Below are 18,953 nucleotides of genomic sequence, written 5' to 3'. Positions count from 1 at the left end.
TCCGCTGTAAGTAATAGGAGGTGTACTCAATGAAGAGTATTTTAGGTAAAAAAATTGGAATGACTCAAATTTTTACTGAAGATGGAGCAGTTGTTCCTGTAACAGTTGTTGAAGCGGGCCCTATGTTCGTTACTCAAGTTAAAACTGTTGAAACTGATGGTTATAATGCAATCCAATGTGGATATGTAGACAAAAAAGAAAAAAAGGTTACAAAACCTCTTAAAGGACATTTTGATAAAGTAAGTGTTGGATATAAGAGATTTGTAAGAGAATTTAGATTAAACGAAGGCGAAACTTTTGAAACTGGTCAAGAAATTAAAGTTGACTTATTTGCTGAAGGAGATAAAGTTGATGTTATCGGAACTTCAAAGGGTAAAGGTACTCAAGGCGCTATAAAGAGATGGAATTACGGAAGAGGTCCAGAAGGACATGGTTCTAAATCCCATAGAGTAGCTGGAGCTAGAAGTGCAGGTACTTACCCAGGTAGAGTACTTAAAGGTAGAAAAGCAAGTGGAAAAATGGGAAATGAAAAGAGTACTGTTCAAAATCTTGTTGTTGTAAAAGTTGACGTTGAAAAGAACCTAATTCTTGTAAAAGGTGCTATTCCAGGACCTAAAGGTGGTTTAGTAACAATTAGAGAAGCGGTTAAAAGATAGTTTAAGGAGGATAAATAATGCCTAAGGTTAATGTTTATAACCAACTAGGAGAAGTTGTTGGTGATATAGAATTAAACGAAGCTATTTTTGGTGTTGAAGTTAATGAACATGTTGTTTATGAAGTAGTAAAAAACCATTTAGCTAATAGAAGACAAGGCACACAATCTGCTAAAACTCGTGCGGAAGTACGTGGGGGTGGAAGAAAGCCTTGGAGACAAAAGGGTACTGGTCGTGCTAGACAAGGTAGTATAAGAGCTCCTCAATGGAAAGGTGGCGGAGTAGTGTTCGCACCAAAACCAAGAAGCTATAGATACTCAGTTCCTAAGAAAGTAAGAAGACTTGCTATGAGATCAGTTCTTTCTTCAAAAGTTCTTGAAGGAGAGTTAAGAATTTTAGATGCTTTAACAGTTGATGCATTCAGCACAAGGAAAGCAAAAGAAATTTTGAAAAATTTAAGCTTAGAAACAAAAACTATGATAGTTTTACCAGAAGGAAATGAAATGATTGTAAAATCATTTGCGAACCTTCCAAAAGTTGAAACTGTTGTTGTAGATTATATGAATGTTTATGATTTAATGAGATTTGATAATCTTGTAATCGTAAAAGATGCCTTATCAAAAATTGAGGAGGTGTATGCATAATGACAGCATATGATATTATTATTAAACCAGTTGTAACTGAACGTTCAATGGAAAATATGGAATCAAAAAGATACACTTTCAAAGTTGATACTAGGGCTAATAAATCAGAAATCAAAAAAGCCGTAGAAACAATTTTTGGTGTAAAAGTTAAACAAGTAAATACAATGAATATTACTGGTAAGAAAAAAAGAATGGGAGCTAATGTTGGCAAAAGACCTGATTGGAAAAAAGCCATTGTTACTCTTACAGAAGATTCTAAAGAAATTGAATTTTTTGAAAGTATTTAATATAGGAGGTAATATTAATGGCTATTAGAAAGTATAAACCAACTTCTGCTGGTGTACGTGGAATGAGCGTTTTAACTTTTGATGAAATAACTAAGACAAAACCTGAAAAGTCTTTATTAGTTTCTTTATCAAAATCAGGCGGAAGAAATTCACTAGGTAGAGTTACCGTTAGACACAGAGGTGGCGGTGCTAAAAGAAAGTATAGAATAATAGATTTTAAAAGAAATAAAGATGGAGTACCAGGAAAAGTTGCTTCTATAGAATATGATCCAAATAGAACTGCTAATATAGCATTAATTCATTATCTAGATGGAGAAAAGAGATATATCTTAGCTCCAGAAGGATTAAAGGTTGGAGATAAAATAGAATCAGGTGAAAATGCAGATATCGTGATTGGTAATGCATTAAAATTAAAAGATATTCCAGTTGGTACAAATGTTCATAATATTGAGTTAAAACCAGGAAAAGGTGGACAACTTGTAAGAAGTGCAGGTTCTGAAGCTCAGTTAATGGGTAAAGAAGGAAGATTTGCACAATTGAGATTACCTTCAGGTGAATTTAGATTAATTCATTTAGAATGTAGAGCTACAGTTGGTCAAGTTGGAAATTTAAGTCATGAACTTATAACTATCGGTAAAGCAGGAAGATCAAGACATATGGGTAAGAGACCACATGTTAGAGGATCAGCGATGAACCCAGTAGATCACCCTCATGGTGGTGGTGAAGGTAGAACTCCTGTTGGACGTCCAGCACCTTCAACTCCTTGGGGTAAACCAGCTTTAGGACTTAAGACTAGAAAGAAAAATAAAAAGTCTAATAAGTTCATAGTAAGAAGAAGAACTAAAAACTAATTAAGGAGGAAAACAAATGGGTAGATCTCTTAAAAAAGGACCATTTTGTGATGATCATCTTTTAAAGAAAATAGATGCATTAAATAGTGCAGATGAAAAAAAAGTTGTAAAAACTTGGTCAAGAAGAAGTACAATTTTTCCACAATTTGTTGGACATACTATAGCTGTTCATGACGGAAGAAAGCACTTACCAATATACATTACTGACGATATGGTAGGACATAAACTTGGAGAGTTCGTTTTAACTAGAACTTACAAGGGTCATGTTGGAAAAAATGAAAAAAATAGTAAAGTAAGATAATAGATAAGGAGGAGATAACATGCAAGCTAAAGCAATTGCAAAATATCAAAGAATTTCACCTCTTAAAGTAAACTTTATTTGTAGAGAAATAAGAGGAAAGCATGTAGATGAAGCTTTATCTATTCTAAGATTCACTCCTAAAGCGGGTGCTAGATTATTAGAAAAGGTATTAAAATCAGCTGTTGCTAATGCAGAAAATAATCATAATTTAGATAGAAAAGACCTTTATGTATTAGAAGCTTATGCAAATGATGCTCCAGTTATGAAAAGATGGAGACCAAAGGCTAAAGGTTCAGCTTACCCAATTTTGAAAAGATCAAGTCATATTGGTGTAACGGTAGCAGAAAGATAGTATAAGGAGGATAAAAAATGGGTCAAAAAGTTAATCCTCATGGGTTAAGAGTTGGAATAATAAAAGATTGGGACTCAAGATGGTTTGCCAATAAAAAAGAATTTGGTGATTTATTAGTAGAAGACCACAATATTCGTAAACTTGTTAAAAAAGAGGTAGCTCTTTCAGGAGTACCTAAAGTTGAAATAGAAAGATCAGCAAATAGAGTAAAGGTAACAGTTTTTACTGCTAAACCTGGAATGGTAATTGGAAAATCAGGTGCTGGTGTTGAAGAATTAAGAGTTAAAATTGAAAAATTAACTGGTAAAAAAGTAATTGTTAATGTTGAAGAAGTTAAGAGACCTGATTTAAGTGCTCAATTAGTTGCTGAAAACATTGCTGGACAATTAGAAAGACGTGTATCTTTTAGACGTGCTATGAAACAAGCTATGCAAAGATCATTAAAAGCAGGGGCAAAAGGTATTAAAACTGCTGTTTCTGGTAGACTTGGTGGAGCTGATATGGCTAGAACTGAAGGATATTCTGAAGGAACAATTCCTCTACAAACTTTAAGAGCAGACATAGAATATGGATTTGCTGAAGCTGATACAACTTATGGAAAATTAGGTGTAAAAGTTTGGTTATATAAAGGAGAAGTTCTTCCAGGAATGAAAGCTGCAGTTATTGAAGAAAAACCTGCAAAAAAAGATAGAAGAAACAAGAAAGACAATAAGAAAAGATTTAATAAAACTGGTGCTAAGAAAGAAGCTTAGTTACTGGAAGGAGGAAAGAGTCTATGTTAATGCCTAAGAGAGTAAAATATCGTAGAGTTCATAGAGGCAGAATGACTGGTAAAGCTCTAAGGGGAAATACAATTTCTTATGGAGATTATGCAATTCAAGCATTAGAACCTTGCTGGATGACTGCAAACCAAATTGAATCTGCAAGACGTGCGATGACAAGATATATAAAAAGAGGCGGTAAGATCTGGATTAAAGTATTCCCTGATAAGCCTGTTACTAAAAAGCCTGCTGAAGTAAGAATGGGTTCTGGTAAAGGAGCTCCTGAATACTGGGTAGCAGTTGTTAAACCAGGTAGAGTATTATTTGAAATGAGTGGTGTGCCTGTTGATGTAGCTAGAGAAGCTATGAGACTTGCTGCTCACAAACTACCTGTAAAGACTAAATTTATAACTCGTGAGATGAAGGAAGGTGAAGCTAATGAAAATTAAAGAAATTCGCCAAATGAATGATAGTGATTTACAAGCAAAATTAAAAGATTTAAAAGTTGAATTATTTAATTTACGTTTTCAATTAGCCACTGGACAATTAGAGAATCCTATGAGAATTGGTGGCATTAAAAAAGATATAGCTCGTGTTAAGACTATTATCAGAGAACGTGAGCTTAATGCTGGAAAGGAGGCTTAATACTATATGGAAAGAAATAGTAGAAAAGTCATAATAGGAAATGTAGTTTCTAATAAAATGGATAAGACTATTGTTGTAGAAGTTGCAACTTTTGTTTCTCACCCACTTTATAAAAAACAAATGAAAAAAACTACAAAATTTAAAGCACATGATGAAAATAATGAATGTTTAATTGGTGATAGAGTTAAAATTATGGAAACAAGACCTCTTTCAAGAGAAAAGAGATGGAGACTTGTTGAGATACTTGAAAGAGTAAAATAATTTTCATCTGGAAAGGAGTATCGTATGATTCAAACAGAAAGTCGTTTAAAAGTTGCTGACAACTCTGGCGCTAAAGAACTTCTTGTTATCAGAGTACTTGGTGGTACTAATAAGAAATATGCAAAAGTTGGCGATATAGTAGTTTGTACTGTTAAAAGTGCTACACCAGGTGGAGTTGTTAAGAAAAGTGACGTTGTAAAAGCGGTAATTGTTAGAACAACAAATAGTATAAAGAGAAATGATGGCAGCTACATTAGATTTGATGATAATGCAGCAGTAATTATAAAAGATGATAAGAACCCAGTTGGTACAAGAATTTTCGGATCAGTTACAAGAGAGCTAAGAGCTGGTAACTTTATGAAAATTATATCTCTTGCACCTGAAGTATTATAATAGGAGGTGTTAGAATGAAAATAAAATCTGGAGATACTGTTATTGTAATTGCAGGAAAAGATAAAGGAAAAACTGGAAAAGTACTTAAAACTTTAGTAAAAGAAAATAGAGTAATAGTTCAAGGAGTAAATATTCAAACTAAACATAAAAAGGCTAGAAATCCTAAAGATGAATCTGGCTTAATTAAAATTGAGGGAAGTATTGATGTTTCAAATGTAATGTACCTTGATCCTAAAGTTAATAAACCTTCTAGAATTGGTTACACTCTTGAAGGAGATAAGAAAGTTAGAATCAGTAAAAAAAGTGGTTCAAAAATAGATAAATAGTTGAAAGGAGGAATCTTAAGTGACTTCCAGAATGCAAGTTAAATATAAAGAAGAAATAGTTTCTGCTTTAATGGAACGTTTTAAATATAAAAATATTATGGAGGTTCCTAAACTAAATAAGATTGTTATCAATATTGGTTTAGGTTCAGCTAAAGATAATCCAAAAGTTTTAGAAAGCGCTTTAAGAGACTTGGAAATTATTTCAGGCCAAAAACCTGTAATAACTACTGCTAAAAAGTCAATTGCAAACTTCAAACTAAGAGAAGGTATGAAGATAGGTACTAAAGTAACTCTTAGAGGAGAAAAAATGTATGATTTTCTAGATAGATTAGTTAACATCGCTCTTCCACGTGTAAGAGACTTTAGAGGTGTTAGTGCTTCAAGCTTTGATGGTAGAGGAAATTATGCATTAGGTATAAAAGAACAATTAATATTCCCAGAAATCGTATATGATATGATTGATCAAATAAGAGGAATGGATATTATAATAGTTACTACTGCTAAGACTGATGAAGAGTCAAAAGCACTTTTAGAGCTATTAGGAATGCCTTTTAAAAAGTAGTAGGAGGAAATTTAATGGCTAAAAAATCAATGGTACAACGTGAATTAAAACGTCAAAAGTTAGTTGAAAAATATGCTGCAAAACGTGCAGAATTAAAAGCCAAAGGGGACTATGTTGGATTAAGCAAATTACCAAGAAATGCTTCTCCAACACGTTTACACAACCGTTGTAAAATAACTGGACGTCCTCATGGATACATTGGAAAATATGGAATCAGCCGTATTGTATTCCGTGAATTAGCTTACAAGGGAGAAATCCCTGGCGTTAAAAAGGCTAGTTGGTAATATTAGATAAAGGAGGAAGCTTATATGATGACTGATCCTATAGCAGATATGCTTACAAGAATTAGAAATGGTAATAACGCAAGACATTCATCTGTTGAAATACCTGCATCAAAAATGAAGAAAAATCTTGTACAGATTTTATTAGATGAAGGTTTTATTGAAGGATATAATGTAATTGAAGATGACAAACAAGGAATCATCACAGTTGACTTAAAATATGGAAAGAACAATGAAAAAGTTATTTCAGGACTTAAGAGAATTTCAAAACCAGGTTTAAGAGTTTATGCTAGAAGCCATGAAATTCCTAAAGTTTTAGGAGGACTTGGAATTGCTATTATCTCAACATCAAAAGGAGTTGTAACTGATAAGGTTGCTAGAAAAGAAGGTATTGGTGGAGAGGTTCTTTGTTACGTTTGGTAACATGTTTAAGGAATAAAACTAAGGAGGTAAACCAATGTCAAGAATTGGATTAAAACCAATTGTTATTCCTGCTGGAGTTGAGGTAATCTTAGGAGACGAAAACTATGTTGAAGTAAAAGGACCTAAAGGGAAATTAACTCAACAATTAAGCAGAGAAATGAACATAAAAATGGAAGGAAATACAATAAATATAGAACGTCCTTCTGAAATAAAAAGACATAAATCACTTCATGGTCTAACAAGAACATTACTTGCGAACATGATTGATGGTGTTTCAAAGGGATTTACTAAAACTTTGATTATTGAAGGAACTGGATATAGAGCAGCAAAATCTGGAAAGAAATTAACTTTAAATTTAGGATATTCTCATCCAATTGAAGTAATGGATCCAGAAGGTATTACTGTTGAAGTTCCTGAACCAACAAAAATTGTGATTAATGGTATTGATAAACAACAACTTGGAAACTTTGCAGCTAATATTCGTTCTTATAGAAGACCAGAACCTTATAAGGGTAAGGGTGTTAGATATGAAGGAGAATATATCAGACGTAAAGTTGGTAAGACTGGTAAATAGAAAGGAGTGAAATTTAATGTTAAAGCAAATTAACAAGAATGAAAATAGAAAAGCAAGACATGCTAGAGTAAGAAAAAAAGTTTCTGGAACTCCTGAAAAACCAAGATTAAATTTATATAGAAGTAATACTAATATATATGCTCAAATTATAGACGATACTAAAGGTATAACTTTAGTTTCAGCTTCAACTTTGGATAAAGAATTAGCTTCATTAGAATCAAAATCAAATAAAGAAGCTGCTAAAGCTGTTGGTCTTGCAATTGGAAAAAAAGCTATTGAAAAAGGCATTACAGAAGTAGTTTTTGATAGAAGCGGATATTTATATCATGGTAAAGTTAAAGAATTAGCTGATGGTGCCAGAGAAGCTGGACTTAAATTTTAGTATCAGGAGGGTAATTAATGGAACTTTTAATTAAAGAAGTAGAAGGATTAGAATTAGAAGAAAGAGTAGTTGCCATCAACCGTGTTACTAAAGTAGTAAAAGGTGGTAGAAACTTTAGATTTAGCGCTCTTGTAGTAGTTGGAGACGGAAATGGACATGTTGGTGTTGGTATTGGTAAAGCACTTGAAGTTCCTGAAGCCATAAGAAAAGGTGTTCAAGACGCTAAAAAGCATGTGATTAAAGTGCCTCTTGTAAATACTTCAATTCCTCATGAAATTGTAGGAGTTTTTGGAGCTGGTAGAGTTTTATTAAAACCTGCTGGAGCTGGTACTGGAGTTATCGCTGGTGGCCCTGTTCGTGCGGTTTGTGAACTTGCAGGAATCAAAGATGTAAGAAGTAAATCTTTGGGAACTACTAATGCTAGAAATATAGTTAATGCAACTATGGAAGGATTAAAGAATCTTAAGAGAGCTGAAGATATAGCTAGATTAAGAGGAAAATCCGTAGAAGAAATATTAGGTTAAGGAGGGCTTTTAAAATGGCAAAGCTCAAAATAACACTTAAAAAGAGTAAAATTGGTAGAATAGAAAAACATGTTAAAAATGTTGAAGCTTTAGGTTTAAAAAAAGTTGGTCAAACAGTTGTTAAAGAGGACACTCCATCAATTAGAGGGATGATCAATCAAATTAGTTTTATGCTTGAAGTTGAAGAAATTTAAGGAGGTATAAAGCGTGAAGTTACATGATTTAAGACCTGCTGAAGGTGGAGGCTCAAAAGCAAGAAAAAGACTTGGTAGAGGTTACGGTTCTGGACTTGGTAAATATGGTGGTAAAGGACGTGACGGTCAAAATTCAAGATCAGGTGGTGGAGTAAGACCTGGATTTGAAGGTGGACAAATGCCCCTATTTAGAAGACTTCCAAAAAGAGGTTTTACAAATATTTTTGCTAAACAGTATGCAGAAGTTAATGTAGAACAATTAAATATTTTTGAAGATGGTACAGAAGTTACTGAAGAATTAATATTTGAAGTTAATTTAGCTAAAAAAGCTAAGGCAAAAGATGGTGTTAAAATATTAGGTAATGGAGAATTAACTAAAAAATTAACTGTATCTTGCAGTAAATTTACTAAGAGTGCTATCGAAAAAATAGAAAGCACTGGAGGAAAGGTAGAGGTGATCTAATATGTTCAAGACTCTATCAAATGCGTGGAGAATAAAAGAAATCAGAAGTAAAATGATTTTTACACTATTGATGATTGTTGTTTATAGACTTGGGAATATTATTCCAATTCCATTTATGGATAAAACAGTTGTTAATAAGCTCATGAGTAGTAATGCTGGAGGTTTAGTAAATTTGTTAGATTTACTTGCCGGTGGTAGTTTAAAACAAATGAGCGTTTTTGCTCTAAGTATTTATCCATACATTACTGCATCAATAGTTGTTCAACTTCTTACTATTGCATTCCCAAGACTTGGCGAAATTGCCAGAGATGGTGAAATGGGCAGAAAAAAAGTTGCAAAATATACTAAGATAGGCGCAGTAATACTTGGAATATTTGAAGCTATGGCAATAGCAAATGGATTATTTGCAAAAGCAATAGTTGCTAAAGGATATATTCAATCAGCATTGATTATTACATCTTTATTAGCAGGTTCTATGTTCTTAGTTTGGTTAGGTGAAATGATTACTGAAAAAGGAATTGGTAATGGTATTTCAATTATTATCTTCCTTGGTATTGTTTCTAACTTACCAACACAAGTCGGAACATTTATTTACGGAATTGCGACTGGAACAGTTGGAATTTTAACAATAATAGGTGTTGTACTTGCTGCTATTGCAATAGTTGTAATTGTTGTACTTATAAATGAAGGTGAAAGAAAAATTACAGTTCAATATGCTAAGAAGGTTGTTGGAAGGAAGATGTATGGGGGACAAGCTACTCATATTCCTGTAAAAGTTAATATGAGTGGTGTAATGCCAGTAATCTTTGCATCATCTTTATTAGCTATGCCACAAACTCTTTCATTATTATTTTCTGGTGGAACTCCAAGTTGGATTAGTTCATACTTAACAGTTGAAGGTTCAGTTGGTGTTTATGTATATTCAATATTGAATTTTATGTTGATTATATTGTTTGGATTCTTTTATTCATCAATTCAATTTAATACTGTTGAATACGCAAAAAATTTACAACAATATGGTGGATTTATTCCAGGAATCAGACCTGGCAAACCTACCGGAGAATATTTACAAAAAATATCAAATAGAATTACTTTCTCAGGTTCTATTATACTAGCATTAATTGCTTCAGCACCAATAGTTATTTCACGTTTAAGTGGAATGAAAATTAATTTTGGTGGAACATCAGCTATAATTATAGTTGGTGTTGTAATTGAAACAATGAAACAAATAGAATCTATGATGTTAATGAGACACTATAAAGGTTTTTTGAATAAATAGTTTATAGGAGATAAAATATGAGACTAATTTTGTTAGGACCCCCTGGGGCAGGAAAGGGAACTCAAGCGTCAAGTATCGTTGCGGAATATGGTATAACTCATATTTCAACAGGAGATATTTTTAGACATAATATTAAAAATGAAACAGAACTTGGAAAAAAAGTAAAGTCATATTTAGATAAAGGTCAATTAGTACCTGATGAACTTACTATTGATTTAGTTTGGGACAGATTATCAAAAGATGACTGTAAAAAAGGATTTTTACTAGATGGTTTTCCAAGAACAATTAATCAAGCAGAAGCTTTACAAAAAGGCTTAGAAGAAAGAGGTCTTAAACTAGATAAGGTTATAAACATTGATGTTGATAAAAATATTTTAGTAAAAAGACTTTCTGGAAGAAGAGTTTGTAAAAACTGTGGAGAAACTTATCATGTAGATAATAAACCAACATTAAAAGATGGAGTTTGTGATAAGTGCTCAGGAGAAGTTATTCAAAGAGCGGATGATAATGAAAAAACTGTATTAGATCGTATAGAAGTATATGAAAAGCAGACTTTTCCACTAATTGATTTTTACAAGAATTTAGGATTGATTTTAACTGTTGATGGTACTTTGTCTATTGAGGATGTCTTTTCACAAATTAAGGAGTCTCTTTCTTAAATGTCTGACATTTTGGAGAGTATACTATGGATCTAAATTTTGATTTTAAAGTAGGTCAGGTTGTAAAATCACTTAAGGGCCGTGACAAGGGCGAAGTAATGATCATAGTTGAGGTAATTAGTTCATCATTAGTAAAAGTTGCTAATGGTAGTAACAGACCTCTTTCTAAACCTAAACTTAAAAAGTCAAAGCATTTGCAAATTTATAATGACGTGCTTAAAGATTTTAGTTTGAATCCATTATCATTTAATGATTCTAATTTGAGAAAATTATTAAAATCATATATACAGGATAATGTAGAAAAATAGGAGGTTCTTTAAATGTCCAAAAAGGATGTTATAGAAGTTGAAGGAACTGTTATTGATGCTATGCCAAATACTATATTCAAGGTTAAACTTGCAAATGGTCATGAAATAACAGCTCATATATCAGGAAAATTAAGAATGAATTATATAAGAATTCTTCCTGGAGATAAGGTATTAGTTGAACTATCACCTTATGATTTAACAAAAGGAAGAATAACTTGGCGAAACAAGTAGCATAGGAGGGACTTAAATGAAAGTAAGACCATCAGTGAAAAAAATGTGCGAAAAATGTAAAATCATCAGAAGAAAAGGTAGAGTAATGGTGATTTGTGAAAATCCAAAGCACAAACAAAAACAAGGTTAATGAAGATGGAGGTGTAGGTAACAGTGGCAAGAATTGTAGGTGTCGACTTACCAAGAGAAAAAAGGGTAGAAATAGGTTTGACTTATATCTATGGTATAGGTAGAAAGACTTCAAATGATATTCTTAGAAATGCTGGAATCAACCCAGATACAAGAGTTAAAGATTTAACTGAAGCTGAAGTTGCTTTAATAAGAGCTGAAATAGATAAATATCTTGTTGAAGGTGATTTACGTAGAGAAATCGCTATGAATATTAAGAGATTAAGAGAAATTAACTGTTACAGAGGAATCAGACATAGAAGAGGTTTACCTGTAAGAGGACAAAATACTAAAAATAATGCCAGAACTAGAAAAGGTCCAAAGAAAGTTTCTGGTACAAAAAAAGGTAAATAAGGAGGGGATTTAATTGGCAATTAAGAAACAAAAAGCTCGTGTTAAAAGAAGAGAGCGTAAAAATATTGAAAAAGGACAAGCTCATATCGTTTCTTCATTTAATAACACTATGGTAACTCTTAGTGATTTAAACGGTAATGTAATTTCTTGGGCAAGTGCTGGACAATTAGGTTTTAGAGGATCAAGAAAATCTACTCCATTTGCTGCACAACAAGCTGCTGAAGAAGCTGCAAAAAAAGCTATGGAACATGGACTAAAAGTTGTAGAAGTTTATGTTAAAGGACCTGGATCAGGTAGAGAAGCTGCTATCAGATCATTGCAAGCTACTGGACTTGAAGTTAGTTTAATTAAGGATGTTACTCCAATTCCACATAATGGTTGTAGACCACCAAAGAGAAGAAGAGTGTAATTGTAAACTTTTAAAGGTATTTAAAAGTTTCAATATGAATTAGACTAAGGAGGATAAAGTCTATGACAGAAGATTTAAATACAAATATTGAAGTTTTAGATATAGATCTTGAAAAAAACTATGGTAAATTTGCTATTATGCCTCTTGATAGAGGATATGGTACTACATTAGGGAATTCAATGAGAAGAGTACTTTTAGGATCTCTTCCTGGTTCTGCCATAGCAACTGTTAAAATTGATGGTGTTGGACATGAGTTTACTACTATTAAGGGTTCAATAGCTGATGTTCCAGAAATTTTAATTAATATTAAGGGAATTGCATTAAAGAAATTTAATGATGAGCCAGTGATATTAGAATTAAATGTAAAAGGTCCAAAAGTTGTAACAGCTGGAGATATTTCTGAAAATCAAAATGTTGAAATAGCTAATAAAGATCATTATATAACAACTCTTAATGAAGAGGGAGAAATCCGTATGGATTTATTAGTCTTAAATGGTAAGGGCTATAGAGTTAGCGACTTGAATAAAGAATATTGCGATATTAATTCAATAGCAGTTGATTCTTCTTTTTCTCCTGTAAAGAAAGTAAACTTTATGGTAGGGAATACTAGAGTTGGACAAAGTATAGATTTTGACAAACTTGAAATTGAAGTTTGGACAAATGGAACTATTACTCCACAAGAAGCTCTTTCAACAGGTGCTGGAATTTTTATAGATTACTTAAGTCTATTTAGATCACTACCAGACATTAACCTTGATAATTCAAGTATAAAAGATGGTAAAAATTTAGACACTAATAGTGTTTTATCAAAGAGTGTTGAAGAATTAGATTTATCCCTTAGAAGTTTTAACTGTTTGAAAAGAGCAAATCTTGATACAGTTAAAGATATTATTTCACAAGATATAGAACAACTAAAGAAGATTAAAAACTTTGGTAAGAAATCTGTAGAAGAAGTAGTAGATAAAATACATGAATTAGGTTTAAAATTTTTAGATGAAGAATAAAAAGAGGAGGTAGTACTTTGGCTAATTTAAGAAAACTTGGACGTAGAGCTGATCATAGAGATGCAATGCTTAGAAATCAAGTTCAATCTCTTATTGAAAATGGTAAGATTGAAACTACGTTGACAAGAGCAAAGGAAACTAGAAGAGTAGCTGAAAAAATGATAACTCTTGGGAAAAAAGGCGATCTTCATGCAAGAAGACAAGCTTTAGCTTATATTTACAAGACTGAAACAGTTCATAAGCTATTCGAAGAAATTGCTCCACTTTATAAAGAAAGAAATGGTGGATATACAAGAATATTAAAGCTAGGACCTAGACAAGGGGACGCAGCTGAAATGGCGATTTTAGAATTAGTAAAATAATTTGCTTAAAGGCTAATATTAGATTTTAATAAAATTTTACTAAAGGCACTGATTAATCAGTGCCTTTTTTGTATAAAAAATAGAATGAAAGATTTTTTATAAGATTATTATAGATTCGTTAGAGTATATTTTATAGAATATTAGGAAATTTTTTTCTTAAACTAAACAAGCTAATTGATAAAATAATAAATACAATAATTTGATTTTTAAAATGAGTAATTACTATTATTTTTGTACTTTTTATTATGTTTTCTTGTAATTTATAGCATTTTGGAGTATAATTATGGTAATGTATTTTTAAAAAATGGAGTTTTATGTATATGAGTAATATTATTTATTTTGATAATTTCGCGACTACAAGTTTAAATGAAGAAATTTTTAATGAAATGAAGAAGTTTTTGATTTTTAATTATTCTAATCCTTCTTCTCTTTATGAATTTTCACAAAAATCTAGAGTTGCTATTGAAAAGTCAAGAGAGAATATTTCCAATTACATAAATGCCGAAAAAAATGAGTTATTTTTTACATCTGGAGGGACAGAAGCAGATAATTGGGCTCTTATGGGACTTACTTTGTTTAAGGGAAGAAAAAATGGTCATATTATATTAACAGCCTTTGAACACTCTGCAATCATAGAAACTGCAAAATTTTTAGAAAATAGAGGTTTTGATGTTACTTTTATTAATCCTGATAAAGAAGGTTTTATAGATAAAAAAGATATTGTGAATGCAATAAGAGAAGATACAATTTTAGTATCTGTTATGTATGTTAATAATGAAGTTGGAACTATTCAAGATATAAAAACAATTTGTAATCTTGTAAAGGAAAAAAATTCAAATATAGTTTTTCATACAGACGCAGTTCAAGCTTTATCTGAACTTGAAATTGATGTTAAAGATTTGAATGTTGATTTGCTTTCTATTTCTGGTCATAAGGTTCATGCTCCAAAAGGAATAGGCGCTTTATATATAAAAACAGGAACAGATATTGAAAATTTTATCTTTGGAGGGAGTCAAGAACGATCAAGGCGAGCAGGAACTGAAAATGTTGCTGGGATAGTTGGTTTTTCGAAAGCTATTGATATTTTAAGAATTAAAAGAGAAGAGAATGTTTCTAAGAGATTTGCATTAAGAAATTATTTTTTGAAGAAAATAAAAGAAAATTTTGAAAACTATAAAATTAATGGTTCTATAGAAAATAGATCTTCTGGAAATATAAATATCTCTTTTTTAGGAATAGATAAAGAAATGATTATTATGTCTATGGATTTTAAAGGAATATGCATTTCAGGTGGTTCTGCATGTAGCAGCGGATCTGTTGAAAATTCTCATGTTTTAACAGCAATGGATATTGATGAAGAATTAAAGAATAGTGCTATAAGAATAAGTTTTGGAGAGAATAATACTTTTGGGGAAATAGATGAATTTATTATAGCTTTAAAAGAAATAATTAATTAGGTGGAGGTAATATGTTAAATTTTGATTCTGTTTTAAATATTACTATAAAAATACTGATTTCTGTTTTATTAATAGTTGGAATATATGTATTTATTCAATTTTCTAATAGAAAGTTAGAAGATGATGATAAAATAAAATTTAATAAATTAAAAATTATAAGAATATTACTGTATATTTTAATTGCATTTATAATATGCTTTTTATTTAAGACTTATCCAATTTTAAGGATAACATTATTTACTTTTATAGCATCTGTAATAATAGCTTATATTTTAAATCCATTTATGAAATTTTTAGAGAAGAAAAATATAAAAAGATTATATGCTATAATACTTATTTATATTATAATTGCATTAGCAATTTTTGTTTTAGCTATTGGAATATTTCCAAGTACATTTAGACAGTTTAAACATTTATTATTTTCATTGCCTGATATGGTTAAAAATTTTGTAGATTATAGTGATAGAATTAGACAAGATTTATTTACAGATGCTCCGTTTATTAGTGAATTTATAACTGGAATTAATGGACAACTAGTAAAGATTGCCAATACATTATTGTCATACTCTGCAACATGGATTACAGGAATGGTAGCTGGAATTTCAAGTTTTATAGGAGTTGTTATTCAATTAATTTTAATTCCTGTAATAACATTTTATTTGTTGCTTGAAAAAGATAAAATTTTAGATGTTATAAGCAAAAATGTTCCTGATAGGTATGAAAACTTTTTGGTTAAAATTTGGAGAGAAATAGATGAATCTCTGTCTATGTTTGTAAGAGGCAGAATTATAATGGCTATTTTTGTAGGAGTAGCTACTATGGTATATCTTATGGCATTTGGAATTGAGTTTTCCTTTGTAATAGGTGTTATAACATGTGTAGCAGATATTATTCCATATATTGGACCATTTTTAGGCTTTGTACCTGCGGTTCTACTAGCATTATTTAAAGGACCTTTTACTGCTTTCTGGGTTGCTGTTCTATTTTGTTTTGTTCAATGGCTTGAAAATAATATTTTGGGGCCAAAAATACTGGGAGATAGTACAGGAATGCATCCACTAATAGTTTTGATACTATTAATAATAGGCGGCGGAATGTTTGGAGTTTTTGGTATGATTTTCTCTGTACCAGTTGCAGCGGTTATAAAGATAATTTATAAACATACAAAGCCATATGTAAAAAAATATTTATACAAAGATAAAATTAATGATTAAGAGGGATATATGAGAAAACTAGGATTAAATGAAATAAGAGAAGAATATTTAGAATTTTTTGAAAGTAAAGGACATTTGCGTTTAAAAAGTTATCCTTTAATACCAAACAATGATAAAAGTCTTTTACTTATAAATGCTGGAATGGCTCCATTAAAAGATTATTTTACTGGAGTAAAAAAAATGAGTAAAAATAGAGCTACTTCTAGTCAAAAATGTATTAGAACAGCAGATATAGATAATGTAGGAAAAACTCAAAGACATGGAACTTTTTTTGAAATGTTAGGGAATTTTTCTTTTGGAGATTATTTTAAAAGAGAAGCTATAACATGGGCTTGGGAATTTCTTACTGAAAAACTAGAAATGGATAAAAATTTATTATCAGTAACTGTTTATGAAGAAGATGATGAAGCTTATAATATTTGGAGAAATGAAGTTGGACTTCCAGCAGAAAAAATTCAAAGACTTGGAAAAGAAGATAACTTTTGGGAATTAGAAGTTGGCCCTTGTGGTCCTTGCTCTGAAATAATGTATGATAGAGGAGAAAAATATACTAATCCTGATGATAGATTTATGGAAATTTGGAATTTAGTTTTTACTCAATTTAATAAAGATAAAGATGGAAATTACCATAGATTAGAGCATCCAAATATTGATACAGGTATGGGACTTGAAAGACTTACTTTGGTTTTAGAAGAAAAAGATAATATATTTGAAATAGGCTTAGTAGATACTATAATAAAGAAAATAGAAGAAATATCAGGTGTTCAATATAAATCAAATGAAATCTCTGATATTTCTATAAGAGTAATAGCCGATCATGCTAGAGCTATGACATTTTTAATATATGATGGTGTAATTCCTAGTAATGAACAAAGAGGTTATGTTTTAAGAAGACTAATAAGACGTGCAGCAAGACATGGCAAATTGTTGGGAATTAAGGATAATTTCTTAGTAGATGTTTCAAAAGTTGTTATGGAAGCATATAATACGGAATATCCTGAATTATTGGAAGATAGTGAAAGAATTTTTAAGATTTTAAATGCTGAAGAATCTAAATTTCAAGAAACAATAGAACAAGGTTTAGGTATTTTAAATTCTTATATAGAAGATGAAAAATCAAAAAATTCAAAGATTCTATCTGGAGAGAAAGCATTTAAATTGTATGATACTTATGGATTTCCTTTAGATTTGACAAAAGAAATTTTAGAAGAAGAAAAAATGGAAGTTGATGAAGAGGCTTTTAATAAAAATATGCAAGACCAAAAGATTAGAGCTAGAGAAGGTAGAAATATTTCATCAGCAGGTTGGAGTGAAAAGAATACTGATTATTTAAAAGCATTAAAAGAAACAGAATTTTTGGGTTATACTGAAAATGAATGTGTTGGAAAAGTAATAAAATTATTTAAAGATGAAGCAGAAGTTTCAACTTTAAGTCAAGGAGATAGAGCTCTTTTAGTTTCTGATAAAACTGTTTTCTATGGTGAAGGTGGAGGACAAGTTGGAGATATAGGAATTATTGTTGGTGAAAACTGTGAACTTAAAGTTTTAGATACTAAGAAAAATAAAAATAATGGAATATTCCATAGTGTTGAGGTAATTAGTGGGAATGTTAAGCTAAATGATGAATTAACATTTAGAATTGATGTAAATAATAGACGTGATATTATGAAAAACCATTCTGCAACACATCTTTTACATCAAGCTTTAATTGAAGTTTTAGGTAATCACATTAATCAAGCAGGTTCTTTAGTAGATGCAAATAAATTAAGATTTGATATTACTCATTTTGAAGCTATAAGTACTGAAGATTTAAAAAGAGTAGAGCAGATTGTAAATGATAAGATAGCTTTAAATCTTAATACAATTGTAGAAGAAATGTCATTAGAAGAATCATCAAAAATGGGAGCTATTGGACTATTTGAAGACAAATATAAGGATGTAGTAAGAGTAGTCTCATTTGGCGGTTGGTCAATAGAACTTTGTGGTGGTACTCATGTAAAAAATGTTAGTGAAATTCAGATGTTTAAAATAATTTCAGAGTCAAGTGTTGCTGCAGGAGTTAGAAGAATTGAAGCTATTACAGGAAGAAGCGTTTACGAGTACCTAAAGAAGACTGAAAATCAAATCGAAGAAGTTTCAAATGTGTTAAAGTGTAAAAAGTCTGAGTTAGTTTCTAAAGTGGCTTCTCTTACTGATGACATTAAGTCATTAGAAAAAGAACTTAAAGAAATTAAATCTCAAATGACTTTGAATAGTTTAGATGCTTTTATTGCTGAAAAGAAAGATATAGAAGGTATTTCTTTTATAGCAAAAAAAGTAGAATTTGAAAATCAAAATGATTTAAGAGATTTAATTGATAAATTAAGAGATAAATTGGGTACAAGTGTAATAGTGTTTGCTAATGTTTATCAAGGAAAACTTACTTTTACAGTTGGAGTAAGTAAAGATTTGAATGCAAGAAAAATTAATGCTGGAAATATTGTTAAAGATGTCGCTAAACTTGTTGGCGGTAACGGTGGTGGTAGACCAGATATCGCATCAGCAGGAGGTAAAGACTTAAGTAAAGTTGATTTTGCTTTAGAACAAGCTGAGGAGATTTTAAAATCTCAATTTTAAAATAGGAGGGATTAT

Annotated in this window: 32 protein-coding genes; all 32 read left to right on the top strand. The window is 30.9% G+C overall.

The window, feature by feature from the left end; all coding sequences use genetic code 11:
• The first annotated feature begins 29 nt into the window (after positions 1 to 29).
• The 32 genes from rplC (at position 30) to alaS (ending at position 18,938) form a co-directional block, all read left to right on the top strand.
• Positions 30 to 656: a 50S ribosomal protein L3 gene (rplC, locus tag VJI77_RS01130; protein ID WP_293440729.1), complete on the top strand. Its 627-nt coding sequence runs from the start codon at positions 30 to 32 to the stop codon at positions 654 to 656.
• Between the two features lie 17 nt (positions 657 to 673).
• Complete coding sequence (gene rplD / locus VJI77_RS01125) at positions 674 to 1,297, top strand: 50S ribosomal protein L4 (RefSeq protein WP_323987929.1); 624 nt, start codon at positions 674 to 676, stop codon at positions 1,295 to 1,297.
• The gene (gene rplW, locus VJI77_RS01120; RefSeq protein ID WP_172965474.1) at positions 1,294 to 1,584 is read left to right on the top strand and encodes a 50S ribosomal protein L23; all 291 of its coding nucleotides are present in this window, start codon (positions 1,294 to 1,296) and stop codon (positions 1,582 to 1,584) included. Before rplD ends, rplW begins: the two co-directional genes overlap by 4 nt.
• A gap of 17 nt (positions 1,585 to 1,601) precedes the next feature.
• Positions 1,602 to 2,435, top strand: coding sequence for a 50S ribosomal protein L2 (gene rplB / locus VJI77_RS01115; RefSeq protein ID WP_029948886.1), 834 nt, complete (start codon positions 1,602 to 1,604; stop codon positions 2,433 to 2,435).
• Positions 2,436 to 2,451: 16 nt separating this feature from the next.
• Entirely contained in the window at positions 2,452 to 2,736 is a 285-nt protein-coding gene (gene rpsS, locus VJI77_RS01110) for a 30S ribosomal protein S19 (RefSeq protein ID WP_009372520.1), read from the top strand.
• Between the two features lie 19 nt (positions 2,737 to 2,755).
• Positions 2,756 to 3,088 (top strand): 50S ribosomal protein L22, encoded by a 333-nt coding sequence (gene rplV / locus VJI77_RS01105; RefSeq protein WP_004833617.1) that lies wholly within the window; start codon positions 2,756 to 2,758, stop codon positions 3,086 to 3,088.
• 17 nt (positions 3,089 to 3,105) lie between these two features.
• Entirely contained in the window at positions 3,106 to 3,840 is a 735-nt protein-coding gene (gene rpsC, locus VJI77_RS01100; protein WP_009372693.1) for a 30S ribosomal protein S3, read from the top strand.
• Between the two features lie 23 nt (positions 3,841 to 3,863).
• Positions 3,864 to 4,298: a 50S ribosomal protein L16 gene (rplP, locus tag VJI77_RS01095; RefSeq protein ID WP_004833615.1), complete on the top strand. Its 435-nt coding sequence runs from the start codon at positions 3,864 to 3,866 to the stop codon at positions 4,296 to 4,298.
• Positions 4,288 to 4,494, top strand: coding sequence for a 50S ribosomal protein L29 (gene rpmC / locus VJI77_RS01090; RefSeq protein WP_004833614.1), 207 nt, complete (start codon positions 4,288 to 4,290; stop codon positions 4,492 to 4,494). Before rplP ends, rpmC begins: the two co-directional genes overlap by 11 nt.
• A gap of 6 nt (positions 4,495 to 4,500) precedes the next feature.
• Entirely contained in the window at positions 4,501 to 4,755 is a 255-nt protein-coding gene (gene rpsQ / locus VJI77_RS01085) for a 30S ribosomal protein S17 (RefSeq protein WP_004833613.1), read from the top strand.
• A 24-nt stretch (positions 4,756 to 4,779) separates the two neighbouring features.
• Entirely contained in the window at positions 4,780 to 5,148 is a 369-nt protein-coding gene (gene rplN / locus VJI77_RS01080; RefSeq protein ID WP_009372516.1) for a 50S ribosomal protein L14, read from the top strand.
• Positions 5,149 to 5,162: 14 nt separating this feature from the next.
• Complete coding sequence (rplX, locus tag VJI77_RS01075; RefSeq protein WP_009372618.1) at positions 5,163 to 5,474, top strand: 50S ribosomal protein L24; 312 nt, start codon at positions 5,163 to 5,165, stop codon at positions 5,472 to 5,474.
• A 19-nt stretch (positions 5,475 to 5,493) separates the two neighbouring features.
• The gene (rplE, locus tag VJI77_RS01070; RefSeq protein ID WP_009372736.1) at positions 5,494 to 6,036 is read left to right on the top strand and encodes a 50S ribosomal protein L5; all 543 of its coding nucleotides are present in this window, start codon (positions 5,494 to 5,496) and stop codon (positions 6,034 to 6,036) included.
• Between the two features lie 14 nt (positions 6,037 to 6,050).
• Positions 6,051 to 6,320 carry a 30S ribosomal protein S14 gene (rpsN, locus tag VJI77_RS01065; RefSeq protein ID WP_004833609.1) on the top strand — a complete coding sequence of 90 codons (270 nt, stop codon included), beginning with the start codon at positions 6,051 to 6,053 and terminating at the stop codon, positions 6,318 to 6,320.
• A gap of 24 nt (positions 6,321 to 6,344) precedes the next feature.
• Positions 6,345 to 6,740 carry a 30S ribosomal protein S8 gene (gene rpsH, locus VJI77_RS01060; protein ID WP_004833608.1) on the top strand — a complete coding sequence of 132 codons (396 nt, stop codon included), beginning with the start codon at positions 6,345 to 6,347 and terminating at the stop codon, positions 6,738 to 6,740.
• 34 nt (positions 6,741 to 6,774) lie between these two features.
• Positions 6,775 to 7,314 carry a 50S ribosomal protein L6 gene (gene rplF / locus VJI77_RS01055; protein ID WP_009732759.1) on the top strand — a complete coding sequence of 180 codons (540 nt, stop codon included), beginning with the start codon at positions 6,775 to 6,777 and terminating at the stop codon, positions 7,312 to 7,314.
• Positions 7,315 to 7,330: 16 nt separating this feature from the next.
• Positions 7,331 to 7,696 (top strand): 50S ribosomal protein L18, encoded by a 366-nt coding sequence (rplR, locus tag VJI77_RS01050; RefSeq protein ID WP_009372294.1) that lies wholly within the window; start codon positions 7,331 to 7,333, stop codon positions 7,694 to 7,696.
• A 17-nt stretch (positions 7,697 to 7,713) separates the two neighbouring features.
• On the top strand, positions 7,714 to 8,220 hold the full coding sequence (gene rpsE, locus VJI77_RS01045) for a 30S ribosomal protein S5 (RefSeq protein WP_009372402.1): 507 nt from the start codon (positions 7,714 to 7,716) through the stop codon (positions 8,218 to 8,220).
• Between the two features lie 14 nt (positions 8,221 to 8,234).
• Positions 8,235 to 8,414, top strand: a complete 180-nt coding sequence (rpmD, locus tag VJI77_RS01040) for a 50S ribosomal protein L30 (RefSeq protein ID WP_004833601.1) — start codon at positions 8,235 to 8,237, stop codon at positions 8,412 to 8,414.
• A 13-nt stretch (positions 8,415 to 8,427) separates the two neighbouring features.
• A complete protein-coding gene (rplO, locus tag VJI77_RS01035; RefSeq protein WP_323987928.1) occupies positions 8,428 to 8,877 on the top strand; it encodes a 50S ribosomal protein L15 in 450 nt (149 codons plus the stop codon).
• Between the two features lies 1 nt (position 8,878).
• A complete protein-coding gene (gene secY, locus VJI77_RS01030) occupies positions 8,879 to 10,156 on the top strand; it encodes a preprotein translocase subunit SecY (protein WP_009372363.1) in 1,278 nt (425 codons plus the stop codon).
• A gap of 17 nt (positions 10,157 to 10,173) precedes the next feature.
• Positions 10,174 to 10,815 carry an adenylate kinase gene (locus VJI77_RS01025; RefSeq protein ID WP_009372458.1) on the top strand — a complete coding sequence of 214 codons (642 nt, stop codon included), beginning with the start codon at positions 10,174 to 10,176 and terminating at the stop codon, positions 10,813 to 10,815.
• 26 nt (positions 10,816 to 10,841) lie between these two features.
• Positions 10,842 to 11,123, top strand: coding sequence for a hypothetical protein (locus VJI77_RS01020; RefSeq protein ID WP_009372611.1), 282 nt, complete (start codon positions 10,842 to 10,844; stop codon positions 11,121 to 11,123).
• 12 nt (positions 11,124 to 11,135) lie between these two features.
• Entirely contained in the window at positions 11,136 to 11,354 is a 219-nt protein-coding gene (infA, locus tag VJI77_RS01015; protein WP_004833593.1) for a translation initiation factor IF-1, read from the top strand.
• Positions 11,355 to 11,370: 16 nt separating this feature from the next.
• Positions 11,371 to 11,484, top strand: a complete 114-nt coding sequence (rpmJ, locus tag VJI77_RS01010; RefSeq protein ID WP_004833592.1) for a 50S ribosomal protein L36 — start codon at positions 11,371 to 11,373, stop codon at positions 11,482 to 11,484.
• A gap of 23 nt (positions 11,485 to 11,507) precedes the next feature.
• The gene (rpsM, locus tag VJI77_RS01005) at positions 11,508 to 11,876 is read left to right on the top strand and encodes a 30S ribosomal protein S13 (RefSeq protein WP_004833591.1); all 369 of its coding nucleotides are present in this window, start codon (positions 11,508 to 11,510) and stop codon (positions 11,874 to 11,876) included.
• Between the two features lie 13 nt (positions 11,877 to 11,889).
• Entirely contained in the window at positions 11,890 to 12,285 is a 396-nt protein-coding gene (gene rpsK / locus VJI77_RS01000) for a 30S ribosomal protein S11 (protein ID WP_004833590.1), read from the top strand.
• 62 nt (positions 12,286 to 12,347) lie between these two features.
• On the top strand, positions 12,348 to 13,289 hold the full coding sequence (locus VJI77_RS00995; protein ID WP_009372538.1) for a DNA-directed RNA polymerase subunit alpha: 942 nt from the start codon (positions 12,348 to 12,350) through the stop codon (positions 13,287 to 13,289).
• A gap of 17 nt (positions 13,290 to 13,306) precedes the next feature.
• Positions 13,307 to 13,651 carry a 50S ribosomal protein L17 gene (gene rplQ / locus VJI77_RS00990; protein WP_009372580.1) on the top strand — a complete coding sequence of 115 codons (345 nt, stop codon included), beginning with the start codon at positions 13,307 to 13,309 and terminating at the stop codon, positions 13,649 to 13,651.
• A gap of 320 nt (positions 13,652 to 13,971) precedes the next feature.
• A complete protein-coding gene (locus VJI77_RS00985) occupies positions 13,972 to 15,108 on the top strand; it encodes a cysteine desulfurase family protein (RefSeq protein WP_323987925.1) in 1,137 nt (378 codons plus the stop codon).
• A gap of 11 nt (positions 15,109 to 15,119) precedes the next feature.
• Complete coding sequence (locus VJI77_RS00980; protein ID WP_293439871.1) at positions 15,120 to 16,322, top strand: AI-2E family transporter; 1,203 nt, start codon at positions 15,120 to 15,122, stop codon at positions 16,320 to 16,322.
• Between the two features lie 9 nt (positions 16,323 to 16,331).
• A complete protein-coding gene (gene alaS, locus VJI77_RS00975; protein WP_323987923.1) occupies positions 16,332 to 18,938 on the top strand; it encodes an alanine--tRNA ligase in 2,607 nt (868 codons plus the stop codon).
• Positions 18,939 to 18,953 lie beyond the last annotated feature (15 nt).

The organism is Parvimonas sp. D2 (genome assembly GCF_035282635.1).
Lineage (GTDB): Bacteria > Bacillota > Clostridia > Tissierellales > Peptoniphilaceae > Parvimonas.
This window is presented reverse-complemented; position numbering and strand designations above follow the sequence as displayed.

What these genes read in the sequence shown, in the direction of transcription:
- rplC (WP_293440729.1), top strand. Translation starts at nt 30, where the DNA reads ATGAAGAGTATTTTAGGTAAAAAAATTGGAATGACTCAAATTTTTACT.
- rplD (WP_323987929.1), top strand. Translation starts at nt 674, where the DNA reads ATGCCTAAGGTTAATGTTTATAACCAACTAGGAGAAGTTGTTGGTGAT.
- rplB (WP_029948886.1), top strand. Translation starts at nt 1,602, where the DNA reads ATGGCTATTAGAAAGTATAAACCAACTTCTGCTGGTGTACGTGGAATG.
- rpsS (WP_009372520.1), top strand. Translation starts at nt 2,452, where the DNA reads ATGGGTAGATCTCTTAAAAAAGGACCATTTTGTGATGATCATCTTTTA.
- rplV (WP_004833617.1), top strand. Translation starts at nt 2,756, where the DNA reads ATGCAAGCTAAAGCAATTGCAAAATATCAAAGAATTTCACCTCTTAAA.
- rpsC (WP_009372693.1), top strand. Translation starts at nt 3,106, where the DNA reads ATGGGTCAAAAAGTTAATCCTCATGGGTTAAGAGTTGGAATAATAAAA.
- rplP (WP_004833615.1), top strand. Translation starts at nt 3,864, where the DNA reads ATGTTAATGCCTAAGAGAGTAAAATATCGTAGAGTTCATAGAGGCAGA.
- rpmC (WP_004833614.1), top strand. Translation starts at nt 4,288, where the DNA reads ATGAAAATTAAAGAAATTCGCCAAATGAATGATAGTGATTTACAAGCA.
- rpsQ (WP_004833613.1), top strand. Translation starts at nt 4,501, where the DNA reads ATGGAAAGAAATAGTAGAAAAGTCATAATAGGAAATGTAGTTTCTAAT.
- rplN (WP_009372516.1), top strand. Translation starts at nt 4,780, where the DNA reads ATGATTCAAACAGAAAGTCGTTTAAAAGTTGCTGACAACTCTGGCGCT.
- rplX (WP_009372618.1), top strand. Translation starts at nt 5,163, where the DNA reads ATGAAAATAAAATCTGGAGATACTGTTATTGTAATTGCAGGAAAAGAT.
- rpsN (WP_004833609.1), top strand. Translation starts at nt 6,051, where the DNA reads ATGGCTAAAAAATCAATGGTACAACGTGAATTAAAACGTCAAAAGTTA.
- rpsH (WP_004833608.1), top strand. Translation starts at nt 6,345, where the DNA reads ATGATGACTGATCCTATAGCAGATATGCTTACAAGAATTAGAAATGGT.
- rplF (WP_009732759.1), top strand. Translation starts at nt 6,775, where the DNA reads ATGTCAAGAATTGGATTAAAACCAATTGTTATTCCTGCTGGAGTTGAG.
- rplR (WP_009372294.1), top strand. Translation starts at nt 7,331, where the DNA reads ATGTTAAAGCAAATTAACAAGAATGAAAATAGAAAAGCAAGACATGCT.
- rpsE (WP_009372402.1), top strand. Translation starts at nt 7,714, where the DNA reads ATGGAACTTTTAATTAAAGAAGTAGAAGGATTAGAATTAGAAGAAAGA.
- rpmD (WP_004833601.1), top strand. Translation starts at nt 8,235, where the DNA reads ATGGCAAAGCTCAAAATAACACTTAAAAAGAGTAAAATTGGTAGAATA.
- secY (WP_009372363.1), top strand. Translation starts at nt 8,879, where the DNA reads ATGTTCAAGACTCTATCAAATGCGTGGAGAATAAAAGAAATCAGAAGT.
- VJI77_RS01025 (WP_009372458.1), top strand. Translation starts at nt 10,174, where the DNA reads ATGAGACTAATTTTGTTAGGACCCCCTGGGGCAGGAAAGGGAACTCAA.
- VJI77_RS01020 (WP_009372611.1), top strand. Translation starts at nt 10,842, where the DNA reads ATGGATCTAAATTTTGATTTTAAAGTAGGTCAGGTTGTAAAATCACTT.
- infA (WP_004833593.1), top strand. Translation starts at nt 11,136, where the DNA reads ATGTCCAAAAAGGATGTTATAGAAGTTGAAGGAACTGTTATTGATGCT.
- rpmJ (WP_004833592.1), top strand. Translation starts at nt 11,371, where the DNA reads ATGAAAGTAAGACCATCAGTGAAAAAAATGTGCGAAAAATGTAAAATC.
- VJI77_RS00995 (WP_009372538.1), top strand. Translation starts at nt 12,348, where the DNA reads ATGACAGAAGATTTAAATACAAATATTGAAGTTTTAGATATAGATCTT.
- VJI77_RS00985 (WP_323987925.1), top strand. Translation starts at nt 13,972, where the DNA reads ATGAGTAATATTATTTATTTTGATAATTTCGCGACTACAAGTTTAAAT.
- VJI77_RS00980 (WP_293439871.1), top strand. Translation starts at nt 15,120, where the DNA reads ATGTTAAATTTTGATTCTGTTTTAAATATTACTATAAAAATACTGATT.
- alaS (WP_323987923.1), top strand. Translation starts at nt 16,332, where the DNA reads ATGAGAAAACTAGGATTAAATGAAATAAGAGAAGAATATTTAGAATTT.